Genomic DNA, 24,304 nt, shown 5'->3' on the forward strand with positions numbered 1-24,304 from the left:
CGGGCTGCGGCGCGGGGGTTCGTGCGGTGGTGGCGCCCGACCGGGATGTGGCGGCGCGGGATCGTCACCGCGGTGGTGTGCGTACTGCTCACCGGAGTGCTGTTCTTCCACTCCGACATCCCCAACCGGATCGGCAACCTCGGCAGCCTGACAGAGACGTTCCTGCCGTGGCTCGGCCTGCTGCTGCCGGTGCTGCTGGTGGTCGCGGTGCTGCGCCGGTCGACGACCGCGCTGATCGCGCTCGTGCTGCCCGCGCTCGTGTGGGCGAACCTCTTCGGCGGGCTGCTCATCGACAAGTCGAAGTCCGGCGGCGACCTGACCGTGCTGACGCACAACGTCAACGCCGACAACCCCGACCCCGACGGCACCGCGCGGGACGTCGCCGCGGCCGGGGCGGACGTCGTCGCGCTGGAGGAGCTGCCGGAGAGCCAGGCCAGGCGCTACGCGAGCGACCTCGCGGCGGCGTACCCGTACCACTCGGTGCAGGGAACGGTCGGGCTGTGGAGCAAGTACCCGCTGAGCGGGGTGCGTCCGGTGGACATCAAGATGGGCTGGACGCGGGCGATGCGCGCGGCCGTCAGCACGCCGGACGGGCCGGTCGCGGTGTACGTGGCCCATCTGCCGTCCGTGCGGGTGAAGTTCGACGCCGGGTTCACCGCCGGGCAGCGCGACCGCGCGGCGGACGCGCTGGGCCAGGCCATCATCGCCGAGCCGCTGGAGAGCGTGGTGCTGCTCGGCGACCTCAACGGCACGATGAACGACCGGGCCCTCGCCTCGGTGACCTCGCAGATGCGCTCCACCCAGGGCGCGGCGGGCAACGGCATGGGCTTCAGCTGGCCGGCGAGCTGGCCGACGGCGCGGATCGACCAGATCATGGTCAAGGGCGCCGAGCCGCGCTCGTCCTGGACGCTGCCGAAGACGGGCAGCGACCACCTCCCGGTCGCCGCCCGCCTCCAACTGCCCCCGGACAACGGCTAGGCAGCGGCTAGGGCCTGTTTCGAAAGTCCCGTCTGCCCGGAGGGGTCTGGCACGCACGCTTGCTGCGTTGTCGGTCGTCAGCGCAGCCCGCTGCGCTTTCCTCCGTCCGTGAGCTTGAGGACGCGCGTGACCAGCTCCGGGTCGTAGCCCGCCGCGACGATCGACGCATAGCCCTGGTCGCCGTCGACGTACAGCGCCAGGACGCGGTCCAGGACGTCGTAGTCGGGCAGCGAGTCGGTGTCGACCTGGCCGGGGCGCAGCTCGGCGCTCGGCGGCTTGCTGATCGAGTTCTCCGGGATCGGCGGTGTCTCGCCCTTCGCGGCGGCGGCCGCGTTGCGCCAGCGGGCGAGCCGGAAGACGGTCGTCTTGTAGACGTCCTTGATCGGCCCGTACGCGCCGACCGAGTCGCCGTAGAGCGTCGAATAGCCCACCGCCAGCTCGCTCTTGTTGCCCGGCGCGAGCACGATGTGGCCCTCCTGGTTGGAGATCGCCATCAGCGTCACGCCGCGCAGCCGCGACTGCAGGTTCTCCTCAGCGAGCCCGGTGAGCTTCAGCGACTCCATGTACGCGTCGAACATCGGCGCGATGGGGACGGTGCGGTAGTTCAGCCCCGTCCGGCGGGCGAGTTCGGCGGCGTCGCCCCTGGAGTGGTCCGAGGAGTACGCGGACGGCATCGACACGCCGTACACGTTCTCCGCGCCGACCGCGTCGCACGCCAGCGCCGCGACGAGCGCCGAGTCGATGCCGCCGGACAGCCCGATCAGCACCGAGCGGAAGCCGTTCTTCTCGACGTACGCCCGCAGGCCCGTCACGAGCGCGCCGTAGACCTGGGCGTCGTCGCCGAGCGGTTCGGCGACGGAGCCCGCGAACTGCGCGGCGTACCCCGGGACCGGCTCCGCCGACAGCGTCACGTGCTGGATCTCCAGCCCGTCGTCGACGACCCCGGACGCAGGGGAGGGCGCGGCGGCCGGCAGCTCCAGGTCGAGGATCACGCACTCCTCGGTGAACTGCGGGGAGCGCGCGACGACCTCGCCCTCGGCGTCCACCACGATCGTGTCGCCGTCGAAGACCAGCTCGTCCTGCGCGCCGACCATCGCCACGTACGCCGTCGTGCAGCCCGCCTCCCGGGCCCGCTTGCGCACCAGCTCCAGGCGCGTGTCGTCCTTGTCGCGCTCGTACGGCGACGCGTTGATCGACAGCAGCAGGCCGGCGCCGGCGGCGCGCGCGGCCGGGACGCGGCCGCCGTCCTGCCACAGGTCCTCGCAGATCGCGAGCGCGACGTCCACGCCGCCCACCCGGACCACGGGCATCGTGTCGCCGGGCACGAAGTAGCGGAATTCGTCGAAGACGCCGTAGTTGGGCAGGTGGTGCTTGGCGAAGCGCAGCGCGACCCTGCCGCCGTGCAGGACCGCCGCGCAGTTCTGCGGGGCGCCCGCGGGCTGGCCGTAGCGCGGCCTGGCGTTCTCGCTGCGGCCGAGGTAGCCGACGACGACCGGCAGCTCGCCGAGCCCCTCGGCCTCCAGCCGCGCGGCCAGCTCCACGAGCGCGGTACGGCTCGCCTCGACGAAGGACGCCCGCAGGGCCAGGTCCTCCACCGGGTAGCCGGTGAGCATCATCTCCGGGAAGGCCACGAGGTGGGCTCCCTGTCCGGCCGCGTGCCGGGACCAGCGCAGCACGGACTCGGCGTTGCCGGCGATGTCGCCGACGGTGGAGTCGATCTGGTTCAGGGCGAGTCGTAGTTGAGGCACGGATCCAGTGTAATCGTCATTTCGACGAAATGCTGTCTGCCGGGTCACACCCGGCCCGGTTGCCCCTCCCGGAGGGGCCGCGCCCCCAAGGGGCGCGGGGGAGGTACCCCCACGCGCCCCCGAAAAACGCTCGCCCGGCAGGGCAGCGGCTCAGGTCCGCAGCCAGGCGGCCGTGTCCGCGGGCAGGCGGCCCCCCACGAGCGGCCCGCTGGCCAGCAGCACCTCCGTATGCGCGGGCAGCTCCGCGGGCTCGGTCCCGAGGTTCAGGACGCAGACGAACTCCGGTGAGCGGCGGAACGCCAGGACCGACGGGCCGGACTCCAGCCAGCCGAACGTGCCGTCGCCGAGGCCGGGCTCGGCCCGGCGCAGGCGCAGCGCCTCCCGGTAGAGGGAGAGCATGGAGTCCGGGTCGGCGGCCTGCGCCTCGGCGGTGCGGGAGGCCCAGCCCGCGGGCTGCGGGAGCCACGGCTGCGCGGTGGAGCCGGCCGGGCTGAAGCCGAAGGGCGGCTCGGAGCCGCTCCACGGCAGCGGCACCCGGCAGCCGTCGCGGCCCGGGTTGGTGTCGGCCGAGCGGAGATACATCGGGTCCTGGAGCTTGTCCAGCGGGATGTCCTCGACCTCGGGCAGGCCCAGCTCCTCGCCCTGGTAGAGGTACACCGAGCCGGGCAGCGCGAGCGTGAGCAGGGCCGCGGCCCGGGCGCGACGGGTGCCGAGCTCCAGGTCGGTCGGGATGCCGAAGGCCTTCGTGGCGAAGTCGAAGCCGGTGTCGGCGCGGCCGTAGCGGGTGACCGTACGCGTCACGTCGTGGTTGCACAGCACCCAGGTGGCGGGCGCGCTGACCGGCGCGTGCGCGGCCAGCGTGACGTCGACGGAGGTGCGCAGCCGGTCTACTTCCCACGGGCAGGACAGGAAGTCGAAGTTGAAGGCGGTGTGCATCTCGTCGGGCCGCAGGTAGCGTGCGAAGCGCTCCGCGTCGGGCAGCCACACCTCGCCGACCAGGATGCGCGCACCCGGGTAGGAGTCGGCGATGGCGCGCCAGCCGCGGTAGACGCCGTGCAGCTCGTCGCGGTCGATGTACGGGTGCGGCGCGCCGGGCTCGTCGGTGAGGTCGGGCAGCTCCGGGTCCTTCATGACCATCGCGGCGGAGTCGATGCGCACGCCGCCGGCGCCGCGGTCGAACCAGAAGCGCAGGATGTCCTCGTGCTCGGCGCGGACCTCGGGGTGGTTCCAGTTGAGGTCGGGCTGCTCGGAGTCGAAGAGGTTGAGGAACCAGTCGCCGGGCGTGCCGTCCGGGTTCGTGGTCCGGGTCCAGGCGGGGCCGCCGAACTGCGAGGGCCAGTTGTTGGGCGGCAGCTCGCCGTTCTCGCCGCGCCCGGGGCGGAACCAGAAGCGCTCGCGCGCGGACGAGCCGGGCCCGGCGGCCAGCGCCTCGCGGAACCACGGGTGGGCGGCCGAGATGTGGTTCGGGACGATGTCGATGATGGTCCTGATGCCCAGCGCGAGGGCTTCCGAGATGAGCTTCTCGGCCTCCGCGAGGGTCCCGAAGACCGGCTCGACGTCCCGGTAGTCGGCGACGTCGTAGCCGCCGTCGGCCATGGGCGACGGATACCACGGGCAGAACCACAGAGCGTTGACGCCCAGCTCGGCCAGGTACGGCAGCCGGGACCGCACACCGGCCAGATCACCGGTCCCGTCACCGTTGCTGTCGGCGAAGCTCCGCGGATAGACCTGGTAGATGACCGCGCCGCGCCACCAGTTCTCGTCGGCCTCGGGCTGAGGGGTGTCTGCCACGTCAACGTCCTTTCGGGCAGGTGGGACCCCGCCGCCGGCCCCGAGGTGGATGGGGTTCTGGGGATTCAAGGGGCCCAAGGGCCGGCGGCGGAGTGCTGTGGGTGGAGCGTTACGGAAGGCCGGGACAGTGCCCGGCCGGGCCGGTCAGCCCTTGAGGCTGCCGGCGGTCAGGCCGGACATGATGTTGCGCTGGAAGAGCAGGAAGATCAGCAGGGTCGGCAGCGCCGAGATCGCGAGCGCGGCGATGAGGACGTTCTGCGGGACGCCCTGCGAGAGCGAGTTGATCCCGATGTTGATCGGCTGCTTCGTCGGGTCGGGCTCCACCAGCATCGGCCAGAGGAAGTCCTTCCACACGTTGACCACCGCGAAGATCGACACGACGCCCAGGATCGGCCGGGACATCGGCAGCACGATGGACAGCAGGGTGCGCATCGGCCCGGCCCCGTCGATGGCCGCGGCGGCCATGAGGTCGTTGGGGATCGAGTCGAAGAACCGCTTGAGCAGGAAGATGTTGAAGCCGTTGGCCACCGTCGGCAGCCAGATCGCCCACGGGTGGTTGATCAGGTTGACGTGCAGCAGCGGCAGGTCCAGCACCGTCATGTACTGCGGGATGATCAGCACGGCCGAGGGGATCATCAGCGTGGCGAGCATGCCGCCGAGCACGATGTTGCCCAGGACCGGGCGGAGCTTGGACAGCGCGTAGGCGGCGGCGACGTCGAGGACGAGCTGGAAGGCGAGCGCGCCGAACGCGTAGTAGAAGGTGTTCCACAGCAGCTTGGCGAGCTTCAGCTGCGTCCACGCCGTCTTGTAGTTCGACGGCTGCGGGTGGTGCGGGAAGAGCGTGGGCGGGTTCTGCACCACCTCGTGCACGTTCTTGAAGCCGCTGGTGACCATCCAGTACAGCGGGCCGACGAACACCAGGGTGAAGACGACGAGGACCAGCGTCAGCACGGTCCAGTAGATACGCCTGCCGCGCGGCCGGGCGAGCGTCGCGGACGATATCAGCGTCCGGTTCTGCGGAGTGAACTCTGCCATGACCTGTGATCCGTCCTAGTCGCTGTTCCGGTTGAGCCGCGCGTACACACCGGAGAATCCGACGAGTACCAGGAGCAGGAAGAGGCCGAGGGCCGCTGCGCCGCCGAAATTGTTGTAGCGGTAGCCGTACTGGTAGACCATGTAGACGACCGTCATCGTGGAATTCTCCGGGCCGTTTCCGCCGGCCATCAGGTACACGTTGGTGAATTCCTGCATGGTCGCCACGACCTGCAGCAGCAGCATGAGCGACAGCACCAGCCGGGTCTGCGGGATGGTCACGTGCCAGATCTTGCTCCACAGACCCGCGCCGTCCAGGTCGGCGGCCTCGTACAGCTCACCGGGGATGTTCTGGAGCGCCGCCAGGTAGATCAGGGTGGCGCTGCCCATGCTCATCCAGGTGGCCGCGACGACCACCGAGATCAGCGCGGTGTTCGACGAGTCCAGCCATTGCGACGTCGGCAGGTGGAAGAAGTGCAGAATGCGGTTGAAGAGGCCGTATTCCGGGTTGTAGAAGTATTTGAAGAGCAGTGCTCCGGCCACCGGCGGGAGCATCACCGGAAGGTAGACCAGGACCCGCAGGTACGCCCGTGCGTGCCGCAGCTCGTTGAGCAGGATCGCCACGAGGAAGGGCACCGCGAAACCGATGACCAGCGCGTAGAGCGTGAAGAGGCCGGTGTTCTTCCAGGCCGTCCAGAAATACGGGTCGTGGTAGACCGTCTTGATGTTCTGGAAGCCCACCCAGCTGGTCACGCCGCGCTTGGTGTGCTGGAAGCTCATGATGAACTCCCGGACCATCGGGTACCAGGAGAACAGCCCGAAGCAGATGATCGCGCCGATCAGGAATCCGTAGGCGCGCAGGTTCTCGCTGACCTTGCGGCCCAGGCCGCCCCGGCCGCCCGCGGTGCGGGGGCCGGAGGCCCGCCCGGCGTGGCGCCGTGTTGTCTTGTCGGGGACGGTCGTCGTCGCCGCCATGGGAAGCTCCTCGGCTGGAAGCGTGCGTGGTCGAGGGTGGGAGTCGGGGCCGGTGGCCGGGTGCTGGACCGCGCCCGCGGGGCCGGTCGCCGACCGGCCCCGCGGGGGCTGCGCGGTTACTGGCTCGCGGCCAGCAGCTGGTTGGCCTGCGTCTCGGCGGAGGACAGCAGCTTGTCGACGTCGGCGTTCTTGTTGCTGAGGACGCCGGACATCACGGTGTCGAGCACGGTGTAGAGCTTCTGGGCGTTCGGCGGCTCACCCTTCACCGGGACCTGCGCGTCCACGTAGGACTTGTAGTTCGCGACCGGCACCGTGGCGTACTGGGTCTTGTCCGCGGTGTCCGTGGCCTTGGACTGGCCGGTGAAGAAGAAGGGCTGCGGCAGGCCGACCGGGATGCCGTCCGCCTTGTTGCGCGCGTAGTTGAACTGGCCCTTCTTCAGGGTCAGGAACTTGAAGTTGATCCAGGCGATGCCCGCCTTGATCTGGTCCGGGGTGTCCGACTTCTTGAAGAAGTAGTCGTTGCCGCCCATCAGCGAGGTCTTGCCGCCGGGGATCGGCGCCATGCCGAGGTCGTCGAAGTTGGCGCCGTACTGCTGGACCATGAGCTGGATGTCGTCGGGAGCGGCGAGGTACATGCCGATCTGGCCGGCGCCCATCGCCTTCTGGCTCTCGCCCCACTCCTTGCCGGCGCTCTGCGGCATGCTGTTGTCGACCCAGCGCATGTCGTGGATCGTCTGCAGGATCTGCTTGGCCTCGGGGCCGTTGAAGTTCGCCTTGGAGCCGCTGTCGTCGACGACGGTGTTGCCGGCGCCGTAGAGGGCCGAGGTCAGGTGCCAGCCGCCCTGGTTGCCGGCGCCGTACTCGAAGAAGCCGTGGATGCCCTTGCTGCCCAGCTTGTCCTGGATCTGCTTGGCGTCGGTGCGGATCTCGTCCCAGGTGGTCGGCGGCTTGTTCGGGTCCAGACCGGCCTCGGTGAAGATCTTGCGGTTGTAGATCAGGCCCATCGAGTAGTTCGTGGTGGGCAGACCGTAGAGGCGGCCGTCGTCCTTGAGGATGCCGAGGACGCCCGGGTCGATGTCCTTGAGGTTCGGCACCGTCTTGTCATTGACGTAGTCGGTGATGTCGGCGGCCTGGCCGGCGTCCAGCACCTGCTGGAGGTCGGTGACGTACGAGTAGAACGCGTCGGTCTCGGACCCGCCCTGGAGCTGCGCGGTGAACTTGTCCGTCTCCTCGCAGGGGAACGCGTCCTTGCTGTTGATCGTCACGTTCGGGTACGTCTTGTGGAATTCGGCGACATCGTCGAGCCACTGCTTGCGCTCGGGCTTCTTGGTGGTGGGCGGCATGCAGTCGACGCTGATCGTCACCTTGGTCTTCGGGTCCAAGGGGGTACCGGCGCTGGAGCTGCTGGTCTTGCTGCCGCCGTCGTCCTTGCCGTCCTTGCTGTCGGAGCACGCGGCGCTCGTCAATCCGATGCCTGCGACCAGCGCGAATGCCACCAGTCTGCGGTAGCGGATTCCGTTCATGATCAAACCCTTCCCCTGAACCACTGCGCGTCGTTGGACTGCGATCGGGACCCCTGCGGCGCATGATGCACATGATGTCCGGCGCAGGTGCAGCGCGACCGTCTCGGGTTGGCTCAACGTACTTAACCCGATAGATGTCCGCAAGATGTCGCGCGAATTTCGCAAAGACACGACTTGGTTACGACGCCAGGTGAGCGGGTTACGCTGCGCAGACGACGGAGCGCGCATCAACCGCGCACCGGTCAGCGGTGCGCGGAAGTGCGCGCTCGGTCCTGCGAGGATGCTGCGAACCCGCTGGGGAGGCCCTGCGGGAGGCCGCGGGGGCCCTGCGGCTACGCGTTGGTGCGCGCCTCCGGGTGCGGGATGCGGGCGGGGTGCGGGGCCGGTCCGGTGGAACCGCGCACCACCAGTTCCGGTTCGAAGAACAGCTCGTCGTGGTCGACCGAGGCGCCGCTGATCTCGCCCGCCAGCAGGTCCACCGCGGCCCGTCCCATCGCCTCGATCGGCTGGCGCACGGTCGTCAGCGGCGGCTCGGTGCAGTTCATCAGCGACGAGTCGTCGTAGCCGATCACCGACACGTCCTCGGGAACCGACAGCCGGCGCCGCCGGGCGGCCCTTATCGTGCCGAGCGCCAGCAGGTCGGAGGCGCAGATGAAGGCCGTGATGCCGCGTGCCAGCAGCCGGCTCGCCGCGGCCTGGCCGCCCTCCAGCGTGAAGAGCGCGTGCTCCACCGTGACCGAGGGGTCCACCCGGCGCGCGGCCGCGAGCTTGCGCCGCGACGGCACGTGGTCCGGTGGTCCGAGAACCAGCGCGATGCGCTGGTGGCCCAGCGACATCAGGTGGTTCATCGCCTGCTCGACGGCCACCGCGTCGTCGCAGGAGACGCGCGGGAAGTCGAGATGGTCGATGGCCGCGTTCATCAGCACGGTGGGCAGGTTGCGTTCTGCGAGGCGTGCGTAGTGGTCGTGCGGCGACTCCGCCTGGGCGTAGAGCCCGCCGAAGAAGACCACCCCGGACACGTGCTGCTGCAGCAGCAACTCCACGTAGTCGGCCTCCGAGACGCCGCCCGCGGTCTGGGTGCAGAGCACCGGGGTGAAGCCCTGCTGCGCCAGCGCGCCGCCGACCACCTCCGCGAAGGCGGGGAAGATCGGGTTCTGCAGCTCGGGCATGACCATGCCGACCAGCCGGGCGCGTTCCCCGCGCAGCTGGGTGGGCCGTTCGTAACCGAGCACGTCAAGAGCGGTGAGGACCGCGGCCCGGGTCGCGTCGGAGACGCCGGGCTTCCCGTTCAGCACCCTGCTGACGGTGGCCTCGCTCACTCCGACCTTCTTTGCCACCTCGGCAAGTCGTCGTGTCATGGCGTCGATTCTAGTACAGGTGGCGCAAGTTTCTTGCGGTGATTTTGCGAGATCTCTGCAAGTCATCCATATTTTGCGAAACCTGGTCGACATATTTCTGTGCCAGATTCAGATCCCTGGGGTCGTCGGGCGTCACAGGAGCGACTCCCCTCGCGAAGGGATCCCCCCGCCGCACGGACACCGGACGTCACTGCACCCGGCGGCTCGGCGCCGCCACCGTACCGTTCACCGCATACGAGGCCGACCCGGCGAGCGGCAACAGGGCCTACGCCTCGTAGCCGGACCCTCCGTGCGCGGACGGGCGGCGGCGCTTCGACGGGGGAACGCCGCCGTCGCGCAGGTGCAGGGCGCGCAGTGCGATCTCGGTGGCGAAGCGCTCGTCGGGGCGGGTGAGCTGGTCGCCGAAGGCGCGCTCCAGGATGCGCATCCGGTAGCGCACCGTCTGCGGGTGGACGTCGAGCTGCTCGGCGATCTGCGCGGCCGTCCCGCGCGTGGTCAGCCAGATCCGCAGCGTCTCGACCAGCCGCGCCTGCTGGGTGGGCGTCAGCGCGGCGAGCGGGGTGAGGAAGCGGGCGGCCATCTGGTCGGCGAGCGCCGGGTCCCCCAGCAGCCACAGCGACAGCAGGTGGTCCTCGCACCGCAGCAGCGGGCCGCCCGTGACGGCGCCCGACCCGGCCAGCGACAGGGTCTGCCGGGCCCAGCGCAGCGAGTCCGCGGCCTCGCCGAGCCCGGTGGTCAGCCCGACCGCGGCCCGGCAGCCGCCCAGCGCGTCGTCCAGGCACGCGCGGCGGGCGTCGGTCAGCGGCCCCGGCACGAGCAGATGCGGCTCGGGGTCGGCGAAGTCCTGCAGCATGTCCGGGTCCAGGGCCTGCCGGCGCGGGCGGGTGCCCGGGGCGAGCGCCACCATGGTGACCTCGTCCGGCAGCTTCCACCCGCAGTGCTCGGCGAGTTCGGCGAGCGCGCTGCGGGCCACCGCGGTGCCGCCGAGGATGCGGCGCAGTAATCGGCGGCGCCGGTTGTCCGGCTCCTCGCCCAGCTCGGCCAGTGCCTGGACGTAGCCCTCGCGGGAGAGTTCGGCCAGGTCGCCCATGTAGGCGAAGAGCGCGTCGGCGAAGGTCAGCATGAAGGCCGCCGACAGGTTGTAGCGGCGGCTGACGGCACGCACCCGGCGCAGCGCGACCTGGCAGCCGATGCGGTAGGCGGCCTGGAGGTTGTCCAGGCTGCGCCCCTCGTACGCCTCGTAGCGCCCGAAGCGCCGGCACAGGTCGTCGCGCTGCGCGGTGGTGGCGGTGGGGGCGGCCACCCGGTCCACGAAGCTGGCGATGCTCTGCTCGATCCCGAACCGGATCACCTTGCTGTTGGGGCCTTCCAGAAGGTGCCCGTATTCAGGGATCGCCGTGACGATTTCAGCAGCCATCTCTTTCAATAGGCCCGGGAGTTCCGGGCGCATGATGGCGGCGAACTCCCGGGGTATGGGACCCGTGATCTCCCCTTGATCCGGGACCTGCCGCATGACGGACATGAGCCTCCCCCTCCGTACCGCCTCATCGCGTCGGTGGCCTCGCTGCAACATAGACCAAATGTTCACGCTGCGCAGCCCCGCGGATGCGTAAACGTTGTCGGCCCACCGGTGGCGGGCCGCGACCGGGCAGGCGGGGGGAGCGGCGCGGGCGGGCCGGGCGAGCCGGGAAATGCTCACTTCCCGACAAAAACGGCGGGGGTGATGTTGCCCCGGTGACAGAAAATTACCCGACGGTAAGGTTCCGGAAGGAATCTTGGACGGGATTGTTGCGCCCCTCGGTTACCCGTACGTAACGTCCAGCCCTGCAAGGGCACCCGAGGAAATCGGTGCCCCACGTTCCAGGTAACAGTCGCAGCCGAATTCCGCCCCCGACGTGCGGTGATGACGCACGTGAGGCGCGCGGTTCCGGTTAATCAGGTACGTCGAACTCCTCGGTTTCACGAAAGGATTCAGCCATGCGCAAGTTCACCAAGGCGTTCACGGGTACGGCGGCGACGGGTGCCGCCATCATCGCCGCGATCGGCCTGGCGGCAGGCCCGGCGTCCGCCACCACCCCCACCCAGGTGACGATCAGCGGGAGCAACACCGACGGCTCCTTCACCGCCCTCGCGTCGAAGCCGACGCTGAAGGACAACAAGACCGGCGTGGTGCTCAACTGCTCCTCCGCCTCGGCTGCCGGTATCGCCAACAACGGCACCCACGCCGGCACCCAGGCGGCCACGCTGACGTCCCTGACGTGGACGTCGTGCAACATCAGCGGCATCGGCTTCGGCGTGACGTCCAACGCCAGCGTGACCTCCCCGTGGTCCCTGAACGCCACCGACGTCACCGACAGCACGGGCAAGACCCTCGGCAACATCACGGGTGTCCACGCGACCCTGTCCGGCGCGTGCAACGCCACCGTGACCGGCACGGTCACCGGCTACTACACCAACGGCACGCACACGCTGTCGATCAACGCCGGCACGTTGACCGTCTCCGGCGTCAGCGGCCTGTGCCTCGGGCTGATCAACAACGGCGACTCGGTCACCTACACGGCCAACTACGTCACCACCCCGGCCCTGCAGGTCACCGCGAGCTGACGGCAGCGCGATCCGCGCCGTCCGCACCGCACCGTCTGCACCGAGCCCCGGCGGGCACCGCTGCCGCCGGGGCTCGCTGTCCCTCCGGCGCGGCCGGTGCTCGTCCGGTGACAACTTCGGGATTCCGTTTTGTCACCCGTTGACAAGAAAGCGGCTCGCGCGAGAGCCCGTCGAACTCGGCCTCGTCGATCACTTGTACGGCCTTATTACCCGCCCGTAATGTCCGTGCGTCGCCGACGCGCCGGTCAGGAGGAGTCCGTTGATGCGAGGTGCAGTGAACCCGCGCAGGGTGGTGCTGACGGCCGCCACCGCGTCGGTCGCCGTGCTCGCCGGGATGCTGCCCGGCACCCCCTCCGCGGCCTCCGGCCCCGACGGCGCCGTCGAGATCGCCTACACCTGCGCGTTCACCACCGGCAGCGCAGCGGAGGGCGGGGACGGCGCGGGCACGGCCGCCGTGACGGAGGACGCCACCGTCACCGTCCAGCAGACCTACCCGGCGAGCGGGGCCGTCGGCGAGCGCTTCCGGCCCGGCGCGCTGACCGTCGAGGTGGCCCTCGGCAAGGACGCCGCCGCCGAGGTCCTGCCGCCCGGCGCCACCTCGGCCACCGCCACCGCCTCGCTCACCGCCCGCGTCACGCAGGGCTCGTCCACCGCCGACGCGCCGTGGCCCGGGCTGCGGGCGGCGGCCGCCCCCACCGCCGACGGCCTGGACCTGACCTTCACCGGCGACGCCACCGCGGTCAGCGCCACCGCCCCCGGCAGCGTGCGCTTCGACGCCGGGCGGCTGGACCTGGCGGTCTACGCCCTGGCCGTCCCCACCGCCCCGCCCTCCGACTCCGCCACGGACGCGCCCTCCGGCTCCACCGCGGCCGGGCCGGCGGCCGACGTGGCGACCACGGACGCGGCGGCGGACGCCGACGCCACCACCTCCCCGGCCGCGGGCACGACCATCGGCCAGGTGACCGGTGCCTGCACCCCGAAGGACGGCCAGGCCACCCTGCTCGGCGAGGTCGCCGTGGCCGCCGCCGACGGCTCCGGGCACTCCGGCACCGGCGCCGGCACGGCGGCACCGGCCCCCTCCTCGGGAACCACCGCCACCGCGGGCAGCCCCGCAAGCTCCGCTGCCGTCACCCGCAAGGGCACCCTCGAAGTGGCCGAGCCCCCGCACTCCGGCGTCAAGGACTGCCCGCCGCCGCCGGACGGAGAGCCGGACCAGGCGGTCCTCGACGCGGTCCCCCGCCCGGACGGCGCCTTCCACAACGTGCTCACCCCGGACCAGCGCCAGGCCGAGTGCACCTTCCTCACCGGGCTGTCCAACGTCGGCAAGCTCAAGGGCGCGGCGACGGTCAACGGGCTCGACGACCACCCGGCGATGACCAACGTCACCCAGGTCGGCACCTGGTTCGGCTTCCAGCCGGACGGATCGATCTTTCTGGAGCTCGACAGCATCGTCAAGCTGGACCTGCCGCCGGCCGAGTCGACCTTCCTGACCTTCGGGTTCATGCCCACCACCGCCGTGATGACGATGACGCAGCTCGCCCCGCTGACCCTGATCATCGCCGGCAGCAGCGGCGACGACTACATCACCTACACGGACGTCTACGGCAAGCTGGACCTGCGGCTGAGCGACATCAAGGTCAACGGCACGCCCCTGGACGTCGGCCCGGACTGTCACACCGTCAGGCCGCTGGACCTCCATCTGGTCGGCACCGACTACACCTACAAGGGCCACGACGGCATCACCCGGCCCTCGGACTACAACGAGATCGTCGGCGGTCCGCTGCACCAGGACCGGCTCACCATCCCGCCGTTCACCGGCTGCACCGCGCACGGGGACAACGTCGACGCCCTGCTCACCGCGTCGATCTCCGGGCCGGACAACTCGCTGAACTTCATCCAGGGCGGGCTGTGCATCCCCTCCTCGCGTGAGTACAGCTACTGCGACCCCGAGATCCCCTACCCGACCCCGCCGCACCGCTGAGCGGCCCCGACATGCCGTCCGAACACCACGTCCTGCCGCTGAGCCATTGGAGGAAAGCGGTGCCATGGGAATCGAAGTGACCGTCGAGGGCCTCACCAAGTCCTTCGGCCAGCAGACCGTCTGGCAGGACGTCACGCTCACGCTGCCGCCCGGCGAGGTCAGCGTCATGCTGGGGCCGTCGGGCACCGGCAAGACCGTCTTCCTCAAATCCGTGATCGGGCTGCTCAAACCGGAGCACGGCCGGGTCCTCGTCAACGGCGTGGACATGGTCAACGGGCCCGAGCGGGACATCTACGCCACCCGCAGGCTCTTCGGCCTGATGTTCCAGGACGGCGCCCTCTTCGGCTCCATGAACCTCTTCGACAACATCGCCTTCCCCTTGCGCGAGCACACCCGCAAGAAGGAGTCGGAGATCCGCCGCGTCGTCATGGAGCGGATGGACATGGTCGGCCTGGTCGGCTCCGAGGGCAAGCTCCCCGGCGAGATCTCCGGCGGCATGCGCAAGCGTGCCGGGCTCGCCCGCGCGCTCGTCCTGGACCCGCAGATCATCCTGTGCGACGAGCCGGACTCCGGCCTGGACCCGGTGCGCACCTCGTACATCTCGCAACTGCTCATCGACCTCAACGCGCAGATCGACGCGACGATGCTGATCGTCACCCACAACCTCGACATCGCCGCGACCGTGCCGGACAACGTGGGCATGCTCTTCCGCCGCGAACTCGTCGCGTTCGGGCCCCGCGAGCTGCTGCTGACCAGCGATGTGCCCGTCGTGCGGCAGTTCCTCAGCGGCCGCCGCGAGGGCCCGATCGGCATGGCGGAGGAGAAGGACGAGGCGACCCTCGCGGCCGAGCAGGGCGCGGGCGGCAGCGCCCTGCCGCCCGCGCCCGGCACGCTCGCCCCGCAGCTGGAGCCGAGCCCCGGGCTGCCGCCGCGGCAGGCCGTGCAGCGGCGCCGGGCGCGGGTGCTGGCGATGTGGGACCAGCTGCCGGCCGCGGCCCGCGCCGCCGTGCAGGCGAGCCTGGCACCGGTGCGGGGGGAGCCGGCATGAGCGCACCCGTACGGCTGCGCGAGCCGGCCGGGCGGCGGCCCTTCCCCGGCACGGGCGCGCTGCGGCAGACCGGCCAGCTCATGACGCTGGCCGCCACCACGGTCCGGGACACCTTCCGGCGGCCCTTCCAGGTCCGCGAGCTCATCGAGCAGTTCTGGTTCGTGGCGAGCGTGACGATCCTGCCCGCCGCGCTGGTGTCGATCCCGTTCGGCGCGGTCATCGCACTCCAGGTCGGCTCGCTCACCCAGCAGCTCGGCGCGCAGTCCTTCACCGGCGGCGCGAGTGTGCTCGCGGTGATCCAGCAGGCCAGCCCGATCATCGTGGCGCTGCTGATCGCGGGCGCGGGCGGCAGCGCGATCTGCGCCGACCTGGGCTCGCGCAAGATCCGCGAGGAGCTGGACGCCATGGAGGTCATGGGCGTCTCGCCGGTGCAGCGTCTCGTCGTGCCGCGGGTGCTCGCGACGATGCTCGTCGCGGTGCTGCTCAACGGCCTGGTGTCGGTGGTCGGCACGGCCGGCGGCTACTTCTTCAACGTCATCGTCCAGCACGGCACCCCGGGCGCGTACCTGTCGAGCTTCTCCTCGCTCGCGCAGCTGCCCGACCTCTACATCAGCGAGATCAAGGCGCTGGTCTTCGGCTTCATCGCCGGCATCGTCGCCGCCTACCGGGGCCTGCACCCGCGCGGCGGCCCCAAGGGCGTCGGCGACGCCGTCAACCAGTCCGTGGTCATCACCTTCCTGCTGCTGTTCGTCGTCAACGTCGTGCTGACCGCGATCTACCTGCAGCTCGTCCCGCAGAAGGGGGCCTGACCGATGGCACTCCTGGACCGCTCCCTGCGCTGGCTGGACGAGACCGGCGACCACTTCATCTTCCACGTCCGCGCGGTGCTGTGGATACCGCGCACCCTGCGCCGCTACCTCAAGGAGGTGCAGCGCCTGCTCGCCGAGGTCGCGTTCGGCAGCGGCGGGCTCGGCGTGATCGGCGGCACCGTCGGCGTGATGATCGGCATGACGCTCGCCACCGGCACCGTCGTCGGCCTCCAGGGCTACGCGGCGATGAACCAGCTCGGCACCGCCGCCTTCACCGGCTTCATCTCCGCGTACTTCAACACCCGCGAGATCGCCCCGCTCGTCGCCGGCCTCGCCCTGTCCGCCACCGTCGGCGCCGGCTTCACCGCCCAGCTCGGCGCGATGCGGATCAACGAGGAGGTCGACGCCCTGGAGGGGATGGGCATCCGCTCCATGCCCTACCTGGTCAGCACCCGCATCATCGCCGGCGTCGTCGCGATCGTGCCGCTGTACGGCATCGGGCTGCTCAGCTCGTACGCGGCCTCGCGCGCGGTCACCGTCTTCTTCAACGGCCAGTCACCCGGCACCTACGACCACTACTTCGGCATCTTCCTGTCGCCCACCGACGTGCTGCTGTCGACCCTGAAGGTGCTGATCTTCAGCGTCATCGTGATCCTCGCGCACTGCTACTACGGCTACACCGCCAAGGGCGGGCCCGCCGGGGTCGGCATCGCGGTCGGCCGGTCGGTGCGCAACGCCATCGTGATCATCGCGGTGACCGACTTCTTCCTGTCGCTGGCGCTGTGGGGCGCCACCACCACCGTGCGGGTGGCCGGATGACCGCCACCGAGACCCGTACCCCCGCCCCCGTGCCGCCGCCGCCCGCGGCGGGCCGCCGCCGGCGCGGACCCGGCAAGGCCGGGCGCCGCACCGCCGGGATCGTCTTCCTGCTCGTGCCCGCGCTGCTGGCGTGGCTCGCGGTCGCCGTCTACGACAAGGACTTCAGCGACGACGCGACCGTCACCGTCATGACCAGCAGCGTCGGCAACGAGATGCACCCCGGCGCCGACGTCAAGGTCCGCGGCGTCGTCGTCGGCCGCGTCAGCTCCATCCACGCCGACGGCCGGGGCGCCCGGCTGACGCTGGCCATCGACCGCGACCAGCTGCGCCGCATCCCCGCGGGCGTCACCGCCCAGATGCTGCCCACCACGCTCTTCGGCGCCCGCTACGTCGCCCTCGTACCGCCCGAGGGCGCCCGCTCCGGCGGCCCGTCGCTCCAGGCGAGCAGCACCATCGCGCAGGACCGCTCGAAGGACGCGATCGAGCTGCAGCAGGTGCTGGACAACGTCCTGCCGCTGCTCACGGCCGTCCAGCCGCAGAAGCTCGCCGCGACCCTCAACGCCGTGGCCACCGCCCTCGACGGCCGCGGCGCCCAGCTCGGCAGCACCCTCGTCCAGCTCGACGGCTACCTGCGCAAGCTCAACCCGGAACTGCCCGCGCTCACCGACGACATCAAGCAGCTCGTCACCGTCAGCCATGTCTACGACGACGCGGCCCCGGACCTCGTGCAGGCGCTCACAGACTTCACGAGGACCAGCAGCACCATCGCCGCCGAGCGCGCCAACCTCGACACCCTGTACGGCACCACCACCGGCACCGCGCAGGACGTCACGACCTACCTCCAGCAGAACAGCCCCAACATCATCCGGCTCGTCGCCGACAGCCGCGGCACCCTGGGCCTGCTCGCCGAATACTCCCCGTCCTTCCCGTGCACCTTCCGCACCCTCGCCGACTTCGTGCCCGTCATGGACAAGGCGCTCGGCAAGGGCACCGGCGAGCCCGGCCTGCACGTGAACCTCACAGCCGTGGCCTCCCGCGGCAAGTACCTGCCCGGCAAGGACACCCCGGCGTACGGCAAGAGCGGCGGCCCGAAGTGCTACGCCGTCCCGTACACCGGCGGCACGGGCACCACCCCGCCGGCCAACTCCCCGCAGGAGAACGAGCTGATCAACGAACTCCTCGCGCCGGGCACGCAGACCGCCCCGGACGCGCTGCCGGACTGGAGCAGCCTGCTGACCGGGCCGGTCTTCCGGGGAACGGAGGTGACCGTCGGATGAAGCGCCGCAGCCTGACCGGGCCGATCATCAAGTCGGTCATCTTCATCCTGGTCACCTCGCTGGCCACCGCCGTCCTCGCGATCAGCATCGCGGGCGCGGGCGTCGGCGACACGTACGGCTACAACGCCCTGTTCACCGACACCACCGGACTGATGTCCGGCGACAGCGTACGGATCGCGGGCGTCAAGGTCGGCACCGTCGACTCGGTGTCGGTCTACCGGCACAACCTGGCCAAGGTGCACTTCTCGGTGCAGCGCGAGCGGACCCTGCCGAAGTCCGCGACGCTGACGATCAAGTACCTCAACCTCGTCGGCCAGCGCTACGTCGACCTCGCCCAGGGCACCGGGCCGGTCGGCGAGACGCTGGAGCCGGGCCAGACCGTGCAGCTGGACCACACCACCCCGGCGCTCGACCTCACCCAGCTCTTCGCCGGCTTCCAGCCGCTGTTCGAGGGCCTGTCGCCGCCCGAGGTCAACCAGCTCTCCGGCGAGATCATCCAGGTCCTCCAGGGCGAGGGCGGCACCGTCGACTCGCTCATCGGCTCCATCGGCTCGCTGACGACCACACTGGCCGCCAAGGACCAGGTGATCGGCCAGGTCATCGACAACCTCAACACCGTGCTGACCACCGTCAACACCCGCGAGGCCAACTTCAACGACCTCGTCGACACCCTCCAGCAGCTCGTCACCGGCTTCTCCGGCGACCGCGAGCCGATCGGCCAGTCCATCACCGCCATCTCGCAGCTCACCGACAGCACCGCCGGGCTGCTCACACAGGGCCGCGCACCGCTGAAGGAGTCCATCGGACAGCTCGGCAGGCTGTCGTCCAACCTCGGCGACGCCACCCCGCAGATCCAGAGCTTCCTCACCAACGCCCCGAAGAAATTCCAGGCACTCGGCCGCGCCGCCTCGTACGGCTCCTGGCTCAACCTCTACCTGTGCCAGGCGACGGTCGGCGGCGTGTCCACCACCGACGGCAGCACCCCGCCGACCGGGATAGCGATCACCGAAGCGAGGTGCCGGTCATGAACCGCCCGGGACTCAGGCTCGGAAGGGCCCGCGCCGACCGCGGCAGGCCGCTCTTCAAGCCGCTGCGCGACCGCAACCCGGCCGCCGTCGGGGCCGTCGGGCTGCTCGTGCTCGCCCTCGTCGGGCTGCTGGCCTACAACGCCGACGCGCTGCCGTACATCGGCGGCGGCACCAGCTACTCCGCCGACTTCACCGAGGCCGCGGGGCTGCGCCCCGGCAACGAGGTGCGCGTCGCGGGCGTCAAGGTCGGCAAGGTGACGGGCGTGTCGCTGGACGGCGCGAAGGTGAAGGTCACCTTCAAGGTCCGGCACACCTGGATCGGCGACTCCAGCACCGCCGCCATCGGCATCAAGACGCTGCTCGGCGAGAAGTACCTCGCCGTCGACCCGCTCGGCAGCAGGAAGCAGGACCCGCGCCGGCGCATCCCGAAGAGCCGCACCACCTCGCCGTACGACGTCACACAGGCCTTCGACGGGCTCGGCAAAACGCTCGGGGCCATCGACACCCAGCAGCTCGCCACCAGCTTCCAGACGATCTCCGACACCTTCAAGGACACCCCCGGCTCGGTGCACAGCGCCGCCACCGGGCTGTCCGCGCTCTCGCAGACCGTCTCCAGCCGGGACGCCCAGCTCGCCCAGCTGCTCACCGGCAGCAAGCAGCTCACCCAGACGCTCTCCGACCAGAACGGGCACTTCCAGAGCCTCATCTCCGACGGCAACCTGCTGCTCGGCGAGATCGAGAAGCGGCGCACCGCCATCCACAGCCTGCTCACCGGCACCCAGGACCTGAGCACCCAGCTCAGCGGCCTGGTCGCCGACAACAACCAGCAGCTCGGCCCCACCCTCGACGCCCTGGACCGGGTGACGAGCGTGCTGCTCACCAACCAGACCAGCCTCGACCAGGCCCTCGCGCTGGCCGGCCCCTACTACCGGGTCATCGGCAACACCCTCGGCAACGGGCGCTGGTTCGACAACTACCTGTGCGGGCTGCTGCCCGACAGCTACCTGCCGGCAGGCACGCCGCCGCCCACCGACGGCTGCATCCCGCCCAAGGCGACGGGAGGAGCGAAATGAGGATCCCGCGCCCGCGGCCGACCCTCCCCGAGGGGCGGCGGCCGCGGCTGCCCCGGCGGGTGATCGTGACCGTGCTCGTCCTCGCGGTCGTCGCCGCCGGGGCCGTGACGGCGGGCTTCGCCGCCTTCGGCGGGCCCGGCGGCAAGCACGTCACCGCCTACTTCGACCGTACGGTGGGCGTCTACAAGGGCTCCGACCTGCGCATCCTCGGGGTCAAGGTCGGCACGGTCGAGTCGGTGCGGCCCAAGGGCAAGCAGGTCGAGGTCGGCCTGCGGCTCGACCGCGGCGTCAAGGTGCCCGCGGACGCCGGGGCGGTCATCGTCGCCCCCAGCGTCGTCGCCGACCGCTACGTCCAGCTCACGCCCGCGTACACCGGCGGCCCGCAGCTGGAGGACCACGCCGTCATCACGGCCGCGCACACCGCCACGCCCGTCGAGATCGACCAGCTCTACACCAGCGTCACGCAGCTCTCCGACGCCCTCGGCCCGAACGGCGCCAACACCACCGGGGCACTGTCCGAGCTGCTGAACGTCGGCGCCGACAACCTCGACGGCAACGGCAAGGCGATCGGCGACAGCATCACCCAGCTCGGCCAGGCCTCCAAGACGCTGAACAGCCACAGCGCCGACCTCTTCTCGACGCTGGCCTACCTGCAGTCCTTCACCACGATGCTCAAGGACAACGACGGCAAGGTGAAGGCCGCCGCCGACCAGCTGTCCACCGTCACCGGCTTCCTGGCCGCCGACAAGCAGGACCTCGGCGCCGCACTGCAGCAACTGGCCACCGCCCTGGGGCAGGTGAAGAGCTTCATCGACACCAACCGCGGCCGCCTCAAGACCAGCATCGACCAGCTCCAGCCGCTCACCCGGACCCTCGTCGACCAGCGGGCCTCGCTCGCCGAACTCCTCGACACCGCACCGCTCGCGGCCGACAACCTGCTGAACGCCTACAACCCCGGCACCCGCACCATCGACGGCCGCACCGACATCAACGAGCTGAGCATGGGCGGCGGTTCGAACCCGGCGGCCGCCCGGTCCACGACACCCACCAAGGCCCCCGCCAAGGCCCCCGCCGCGGACCTCCCGCTGCCCTTCCCCGCGGCGGGCAGGGCCACCACCGAGGGGGCCGCGCGATGAGCCGACGCCTTACGACGAGCAGCGCCGCGGCCGCCGCGCTGCTCGGGCTGGCCCTGACCGGCTGCTCCGTCGGCGGGGTGCAGAGCCTGCCGCTGCCCGGCGGGGCGAACCTCGGAAGCCACCCCTACACCGTCAAGGCGCAGTTCGCGGACGTGCTGGACCTGGTCCCGCAGGCGTCGGTACGCGTCAACGACGTCGCCGTGGGCCGCGTCACCTCCGTCAAGGTCGCCTCCGACGGCTGGTCCGCGCTGGTCACCATGAAGGTCAACGGCAAGGTGGACCTGCCCGCGAACGCGTACGCGCACCTGGAGCAGTCCAGCCTGCTCGGCGAGAAGTACATCCAGCTCTCCGCGCCGCCCGCGAACGAGGCCGCCACCGGCAAGCTCCGCGGCGGCCCGGTCATCCCGGTGTCGCACACCAACCGCAACCCGGAGATCGAGGAGGTCTTCGGCGCCCTGTCGATGGTGCTCAACGGTGGCGGCGTGCAGCAGCTCAAGACCATCAACACCGAGCTGGGCAAGGCGCTCACCGGCAACGAGCCGCAGGTCCGCGACATGCTCACCCAGGTGGACACGCTGGTGAGCGACCTCGACGCGCACAAGACCGACATCACCGCCGCCCTCGACGGCGTCAACCAGCTCTCCGCCACCCTCGCCGCCCGCGACACCAAGATCGGCACCGTCCTGGACGGCCTCAGCCCCGGCCTGAAGGTGCTGGACGAGCAGCGCGGCTCGCTCGTGACGATGCTGCAGGCCCTCGACACCCTCTCCGGCGTCGCCGTCGACACCGTCAACCGCAGCAAGGACGACATGGTCGCCGACCTCAAGGCCCTCGCGCCCACCCTGCAACGGCTCGCCGACTCCGGCCAGGACCTGCCCGACTCGCTCCAGGTGATGCTCACGTACCCCTTCACCGACGAGGTGCTGAGCGGCGTCAAGGGCGACTACCTCAACGTCTACCTCGACCTCACCGCCGCCCCCGGCACCTCCCTCACCTCGATCCTGGAGGAGAAGGACAACGCCTACCCCCCGACGTACCCGCCGACCGCCGCGCCCGCGAAGAAGGGCAAGGCGGCCAAGGTCCAGCCGCTGCTGCCGCTGCCGCTGCCCTCGGTCACCACCACGACGAGGGGGCGCTGATGCTCACCAAGGCCACCGTCGCCAAGAACATCGCCTTCCTGCTCGTCGCCGTGCTCGTGCTCGGCTACCTCGGCGTCAACTACGCCGACCTCGGGCGCTACGTCGGGATGCGCGGCTACTACACCGTGACCGTCGAACTCCCCGCGACCGGCGGGCTGTTCGAGCACTCCGACGTCACCTACCGGGGCGTGTCGGTGGGCCGGGTCGGGCCGATCTCGCTCACCTCGGACGGCGTCGAGGCGAAGCTGCGGATCAACAGGAGCGCGCCGCACATCCCGCAGCACCTCAAGGCCGTCGTCGCGAGCCTGTCGGCCGTCGGCGAGCAGTACATCGACCTCCAGCCGAGCACCGACGACGGCCCCTACCTGCACGACGGCTCGCACGTCGACCAGGCCAACGCCGAGATCCCGGCGCCCGTCACCAACCTGCTCACCAGCGTCAACGACCTCGCCGCGTCGGTGCCGCTGGAGTCGCTGCGCACCGTCGTCGACGAGTTCGGGCTGGTCTTCAACGGGCAGGCCGACAACCTCCAGTCGCTGCTGGACAGCAGCGGGCAGTTCATCGACGCGGCCGACACCAACCTGCCCACCGACACCCAACTCGTCGTGGACGGGCAGACGGTGCTGAGGACCCAGGCCGACGAGGGCGACGCCATCAGGTCCTTCGCGGACAGCGCCAACCAGCTCGCCGCCCAGCTCAACGCCTCCGACGCCGACCTGCGGCGCCTCATCACGACCGCCCCGGACGCCGCCACGCAGGTCAGCGCACTGCTGCGGGACGTCGGACCGCAGCTCAGCGTGGTGCTCGCCAACCTGCTCACCACCTCCGACATCGCCGTCACCCGGCAGAGCGGCATCGAGGAGTACCTGGTGACCGTGCCCGCCGTGGTCGCCGCCGGATCGTCGACGGTCGACGCGAGCGGGATGCACTTCGGGCAGGCGGTCACCTTCTTCTCGCCGCTGCCCTGCACCTCCGGCTACGGCGGTACGACCTACCGCACCGGGCTGGACACCGGCACCCCGAAGGCCGCCTTCAACACCGCCGCCCGCTGCGCCTCACCCGCCTCCAGCGGTATCGACGTCCGCGGCTCGGCGCACGCGCCGGGAGGCGGCGCGCTCCCGGAGCCCGCCGAACCCGGCTCCGTACTGCCGACGAGCGGTACGCCGGGCGGCACGCTCACGCCCGCCGCCGCGACGGCCACGGGCCCGCCGCTGCCGGGGGCGCTGGCGCTGCCCGCGCTGCCCGCGGACGGGCCGACGACGATGGCCGGGCTGCTGGGGGTGACGGGATGACGCACGAGCCGGAGTCGGCGGACGCGGTGGAGGAGCCGGAGGAGCTGGAAGACCCGGAGGAGCCGGAGGAGCTGGAAGACCCGGAGGAGCCGGAGGAGCCGGAGGAGCCGGAGAAGGCTGCCGGGAAGGGGCCGTACGTGCTCGTGGTGCCGTCCCCGCGGGGGCTGCTGCGGGCGCTGCGCAGGCGGCCGCGGACCTTTGCGTGGGCGGCCGCCTGGACGGTGGCGGCCGTGGTGTGCGCGCTGGGGGCGTGGTCGTACGCGGACACCAGCGGGGACGACGCGCTGAGCTACGGCAAGGCGCGGGACGCCGCCCTCGCGGACGGCACGAGCGACATCGCCCGGCTCAACACCGTGGACGCCGCGCACGCCGCGGGCGACCTCGACCGGTGGCTCGCGGCGACGACCGGCCCGCTGTACGACCGGCTGCGCAGCACGCACGCCGCCGACACCGCGACCGTCGAGCAGTCCGGCACCTCCACGCGGGGCAAGGTCACCGACGCGGCGGTCACCGAGCTGGACACCCGGGCCGGTACGGCGAAGCTCATCGCGACCGTCGAGGTCCGGGTCACCCCGGCCTCGGGCACGGCCACCACCGACCGCAAGCGTTTCGAGGCGGGCCTGTCGCGCACCGGGGACGGCTGGAAACTCACCGCGCTCACCGCGGTGCCGGTCGGGGCGAGTTGAGAGCGGA

Annotated in this window: 20 protein-coding genes; 13 read left to right on the forward strand and 7 right to left on the reverse strand. The window is 70.9% G+C overall.

Annotated features, from left to right (window positions below; genetic code table 11):
• The first annotated feature begins 45 nt into the window (after positions 1-45).
• On the forward strand, positions 46-978 hold the full coding sequence (locus tag IH54_RS0119045; protein ID WP_420711785.1) for an endonuclease/exonuclease/phosphatase family protein: 933 nt from the start codon (positions 46-48) through the stop codon (positions 976-978).
• 77 nt (positions 979-1,055) lie between these two features.
• On the opposite strand, the gene IH54_RS0119050 is transcribed toward IH54_RS0119045, so the two are convergent.
• The 7 genes from IH54_RS0119050 to IH54_RS0119080 all read right to left on the reverse strand — a co-directional run bounded on the left by IH54_RS0119050 (position 1,056) and on the right by IH54_RS0119080 (position 10,927).
• Positions 1,056-2,726 (reverse strand): NAD+ synthase, encoded by a 1,671-nt coding sequence (locus IH54_RS0119050; protein ID WP_078862347.1) that lies wholly within the window; start codon positions 2,724-2,726, stop codon positions 1,056-1,058.
• Between the two features lie 150 nt (positions 2,727-2,876).
• Complete coding sequence (locus IH54_RS0119055) at positions 2,877-4,517, reverse strand: glycoside hydrolase family 13 protein (protein ID WP_031518280.1); 1,641 nt, start codon at positions 4,515-4,517, stop codon at positions 2,877-2,879.
• Positions 4,518-4,661: 144 nt separating this feature from the next.
• Positions 4,662-5,552, reverse strand: a complete 891-nt coding sequence (locus IH54_RS0119060; RefSeq protein ID WP_031518281.1) for a carbohydrate ABC transporter permease — start codon at positions 5,550-5,552, stop codon at positions 4,662-4,664.
• A gap of 15 nt (positions 5,553-5,567) precedes the next feature.
• Entirely contained in the window at positions 5,568-6,524 is a 957-nt protein-coding gene (locus IH54_RS0119065; RefSeq protein ID WP_031518282.1) for a carbohydrate ABC transporter permease, read from the reverse strand.
• 116 nt (positions 6,525-6,640) lie between these two features.
• Positions 6,641-8,047: an ABC transporter substrate-binding protein gene (locus tag IH54_RS0119070; protein WP_031518283.1), complete on the reverse strand. Its 1,407-nt coding sequence runs from the start codon at positions 8,045-8,047 to the stop codon at positions 6,641-6,643.
• A gap of 332 nt (positions 8,048-8,379) precedes the next feature.
• The gene (locus IH54_RS0119075) at positions 8,380-9,405 is read right to left on the reverse strand and encodes a LacI family DNA-binding transcriptional regulator (RefSeq protein ID WP_031518284.1); all 1,026 of its coding nucleotides are present in this window, start codon (positions 9,403-9,405) and stop codon (positions 8,380-8,382) included.
• A gap of 265 nt (positions 9,406-9,670) precedes the next feature.
• Entirely contained in the window at positions 9,671-10,927 is a 1,257-nt protein-coding gene (locus tag IH54_RS0119080) for a helix-turn-helix domain-containing protein (RefSeq protein ID WP_052397627.1), read from the reverse strand.
• A 455-nt stretch (positions 10,928-11,382) separates the two neighbouring features.
• On the opposite strand from IH54_RS0119080, the gene IH54_RS0119085 reads away from it, so the two are divergent.
• From IH54_RS0119085 to IH54_RS0119140, 12 genes are all read left to right on the forward strand, one after another.
• Positions 11,383-12,009, forward strand: coding sequence for a hypothetical protein (locus IH54_RS0119085; RefSeq protein WP_031518286.1), 627 nt, complete (start codon positions 11,383-11,385; stop codon positions 12,007-12,009).
• Between the two features lie 262 nt (positions 12,010-12,271).
• Entirely contained in the window at positions 12,272-13,990 is a 1,719-nt protein-coding gene (locus tag IH54_RS0119090) for a DUF6801 domain-containing protein (protein ID WP_159011949.1), read from the forward strand.
• A gap of 64 nt (positions 13,991-14,054) precedes the next feature.
• Positions 14,055-15,038, forward strand: a complete 984-nt coding sequence (locus tag IH54_RS0119095) for an ABC transporter ATP-binding protein (RefSeq protein ID WP_031518288.1) — start codon at positions 14,055-14,057, stop codon at positions 15,036-15,038.
• Positions 15,035-15,847 carry an MlaE family ABC transporter permease gene (locus IH54_RS0119100; protein WP_052397629.1) on the forward strand — a complete coding sequence of 271 codons (813 nt, stop codon included), beginning with the start codon at positions 15,035-15,037 and terminating at the stop codon, positions 15,845-15,847. The genes IH54_RS0119095 and IH54_RS0119100 overlap by 4 nt, the downstream gene beginning before the upstream one ends.
• 3 nt (positions 15,848-15,850) lie before the next feature.
• Entirely contained in the window at positions 15,851-16,666 is an 816-nt protein-coding gene (locus IH54_RS0119105) for an MlaE family ABC transporter permease (RefSeq protein WP_031518290.1), read from the forward strand.
• A complete protein-coding gene (locus tag IH54_RS0119110; protein ID WP_078862348.1) occupies positions 16,663-17,943 on the forward strand; it encodes an MCE family protein in 1,281 nt (426 codons plus the stop codon). Before IH54_RS0119105 ends, IH54_RS0119110 begins: the two co-directional genes overlap by 4 nt.
• Positions 17,940-18,971: an MCE family protein gene (locus tag IH54_RS0119115; protein ID WP_031518292.1), complete on the forward strand. Its 1,032-nt coding sequence runs from the start codon at positions 17,940-17,942 to the stop codon at positions 18,969-18,971. The genes IH54_RS0119110 and IH54_RS0119115 overlap by 4 nt, the downstream gene beginning before the upstream one ends.
• Complete coding sequence (locus IH54_RS0119120) at positions 18,968-20,044, forward strand: MCE family protein (protein WP_043181526.1); 1,077 nt, start codon at positions 18,968-18,970, stop codon at positions 20,042-20,044. The genes IH54_RS0119115 and IH54_RS0119120 overlap by 4 nt, the downstream gene beginning before the upstream one ends.
• Positions 20,041-21,180 carry an MCE family protein gene (locus tag IH54_RS0119125; protein ID WP_063762330.1) on the forward strand — a complete coding sequence of 380 codons (1,140 nt, stop codon included), beginning with the start codon at positions 20,041-20,043 and terminating at the stop codon, positions 21,178-21,180. The genes IH54_RS0119120 and IH54_RS0119125 overlap by 4 nt, the downstream gene beginning before the upstream one ends.
• Positions 21,177-22,319 carry an MCE family protein gene (locus IH54_RS0119130; RefSeq protein ID WP_031518295.1) on the forward strand — a complete coding sequence of 381 codons (1,143 nt, stop codon included), beginning with the start codon at positions 21,177-21,179 and terminating at the stop codon, positions 22,317-22,319. The genes IH54_RS0119125 and IH54_RS0119130 overlap by 4 nt, the downstream gene beginning before the upstream one ends.
• Positions 22,319-23,611, forward strand: a complete 1,293-nt coding sequence (locus IH54_RS0119135; RefSeq protein ID WP_031518296.1) for an MCE family protein — start codon at positions 22,319-22,321, stop codon at positions 23,609-23,611. The genes IH54_RS0119130 and IH54_RS0119135 overlap by 1 nt, the downstream gene beginning before the upstream one ends.
• On the forward strand, positions 23,608-24,297 hold the full coding sequence (locus IH54_RS0119140) for a hypothetical protein (protein ID WP_420711783.1): 690 nt from the start codon (positions 23,608-23,610) through the stop codon (positions 24,295-24,297). Before IH54_RS0119135 ends, IH54_RS0119140 begins: the two co-directional genes overlap by 4 nt.
• The last annotated feature ends 7 nt before the right edge of the window (positions 24,298-24,304 follow it).

The sequence above is a fragment of the Streptomyces sp. NRRL F-5123 genome, from assembly GCF_000721495.1.
Classification (GTDB): Bacteria; Actinomycetota; Actinomycetes; order Streptomycetales; family Streptomycetaceae; genus Actinacidiphila.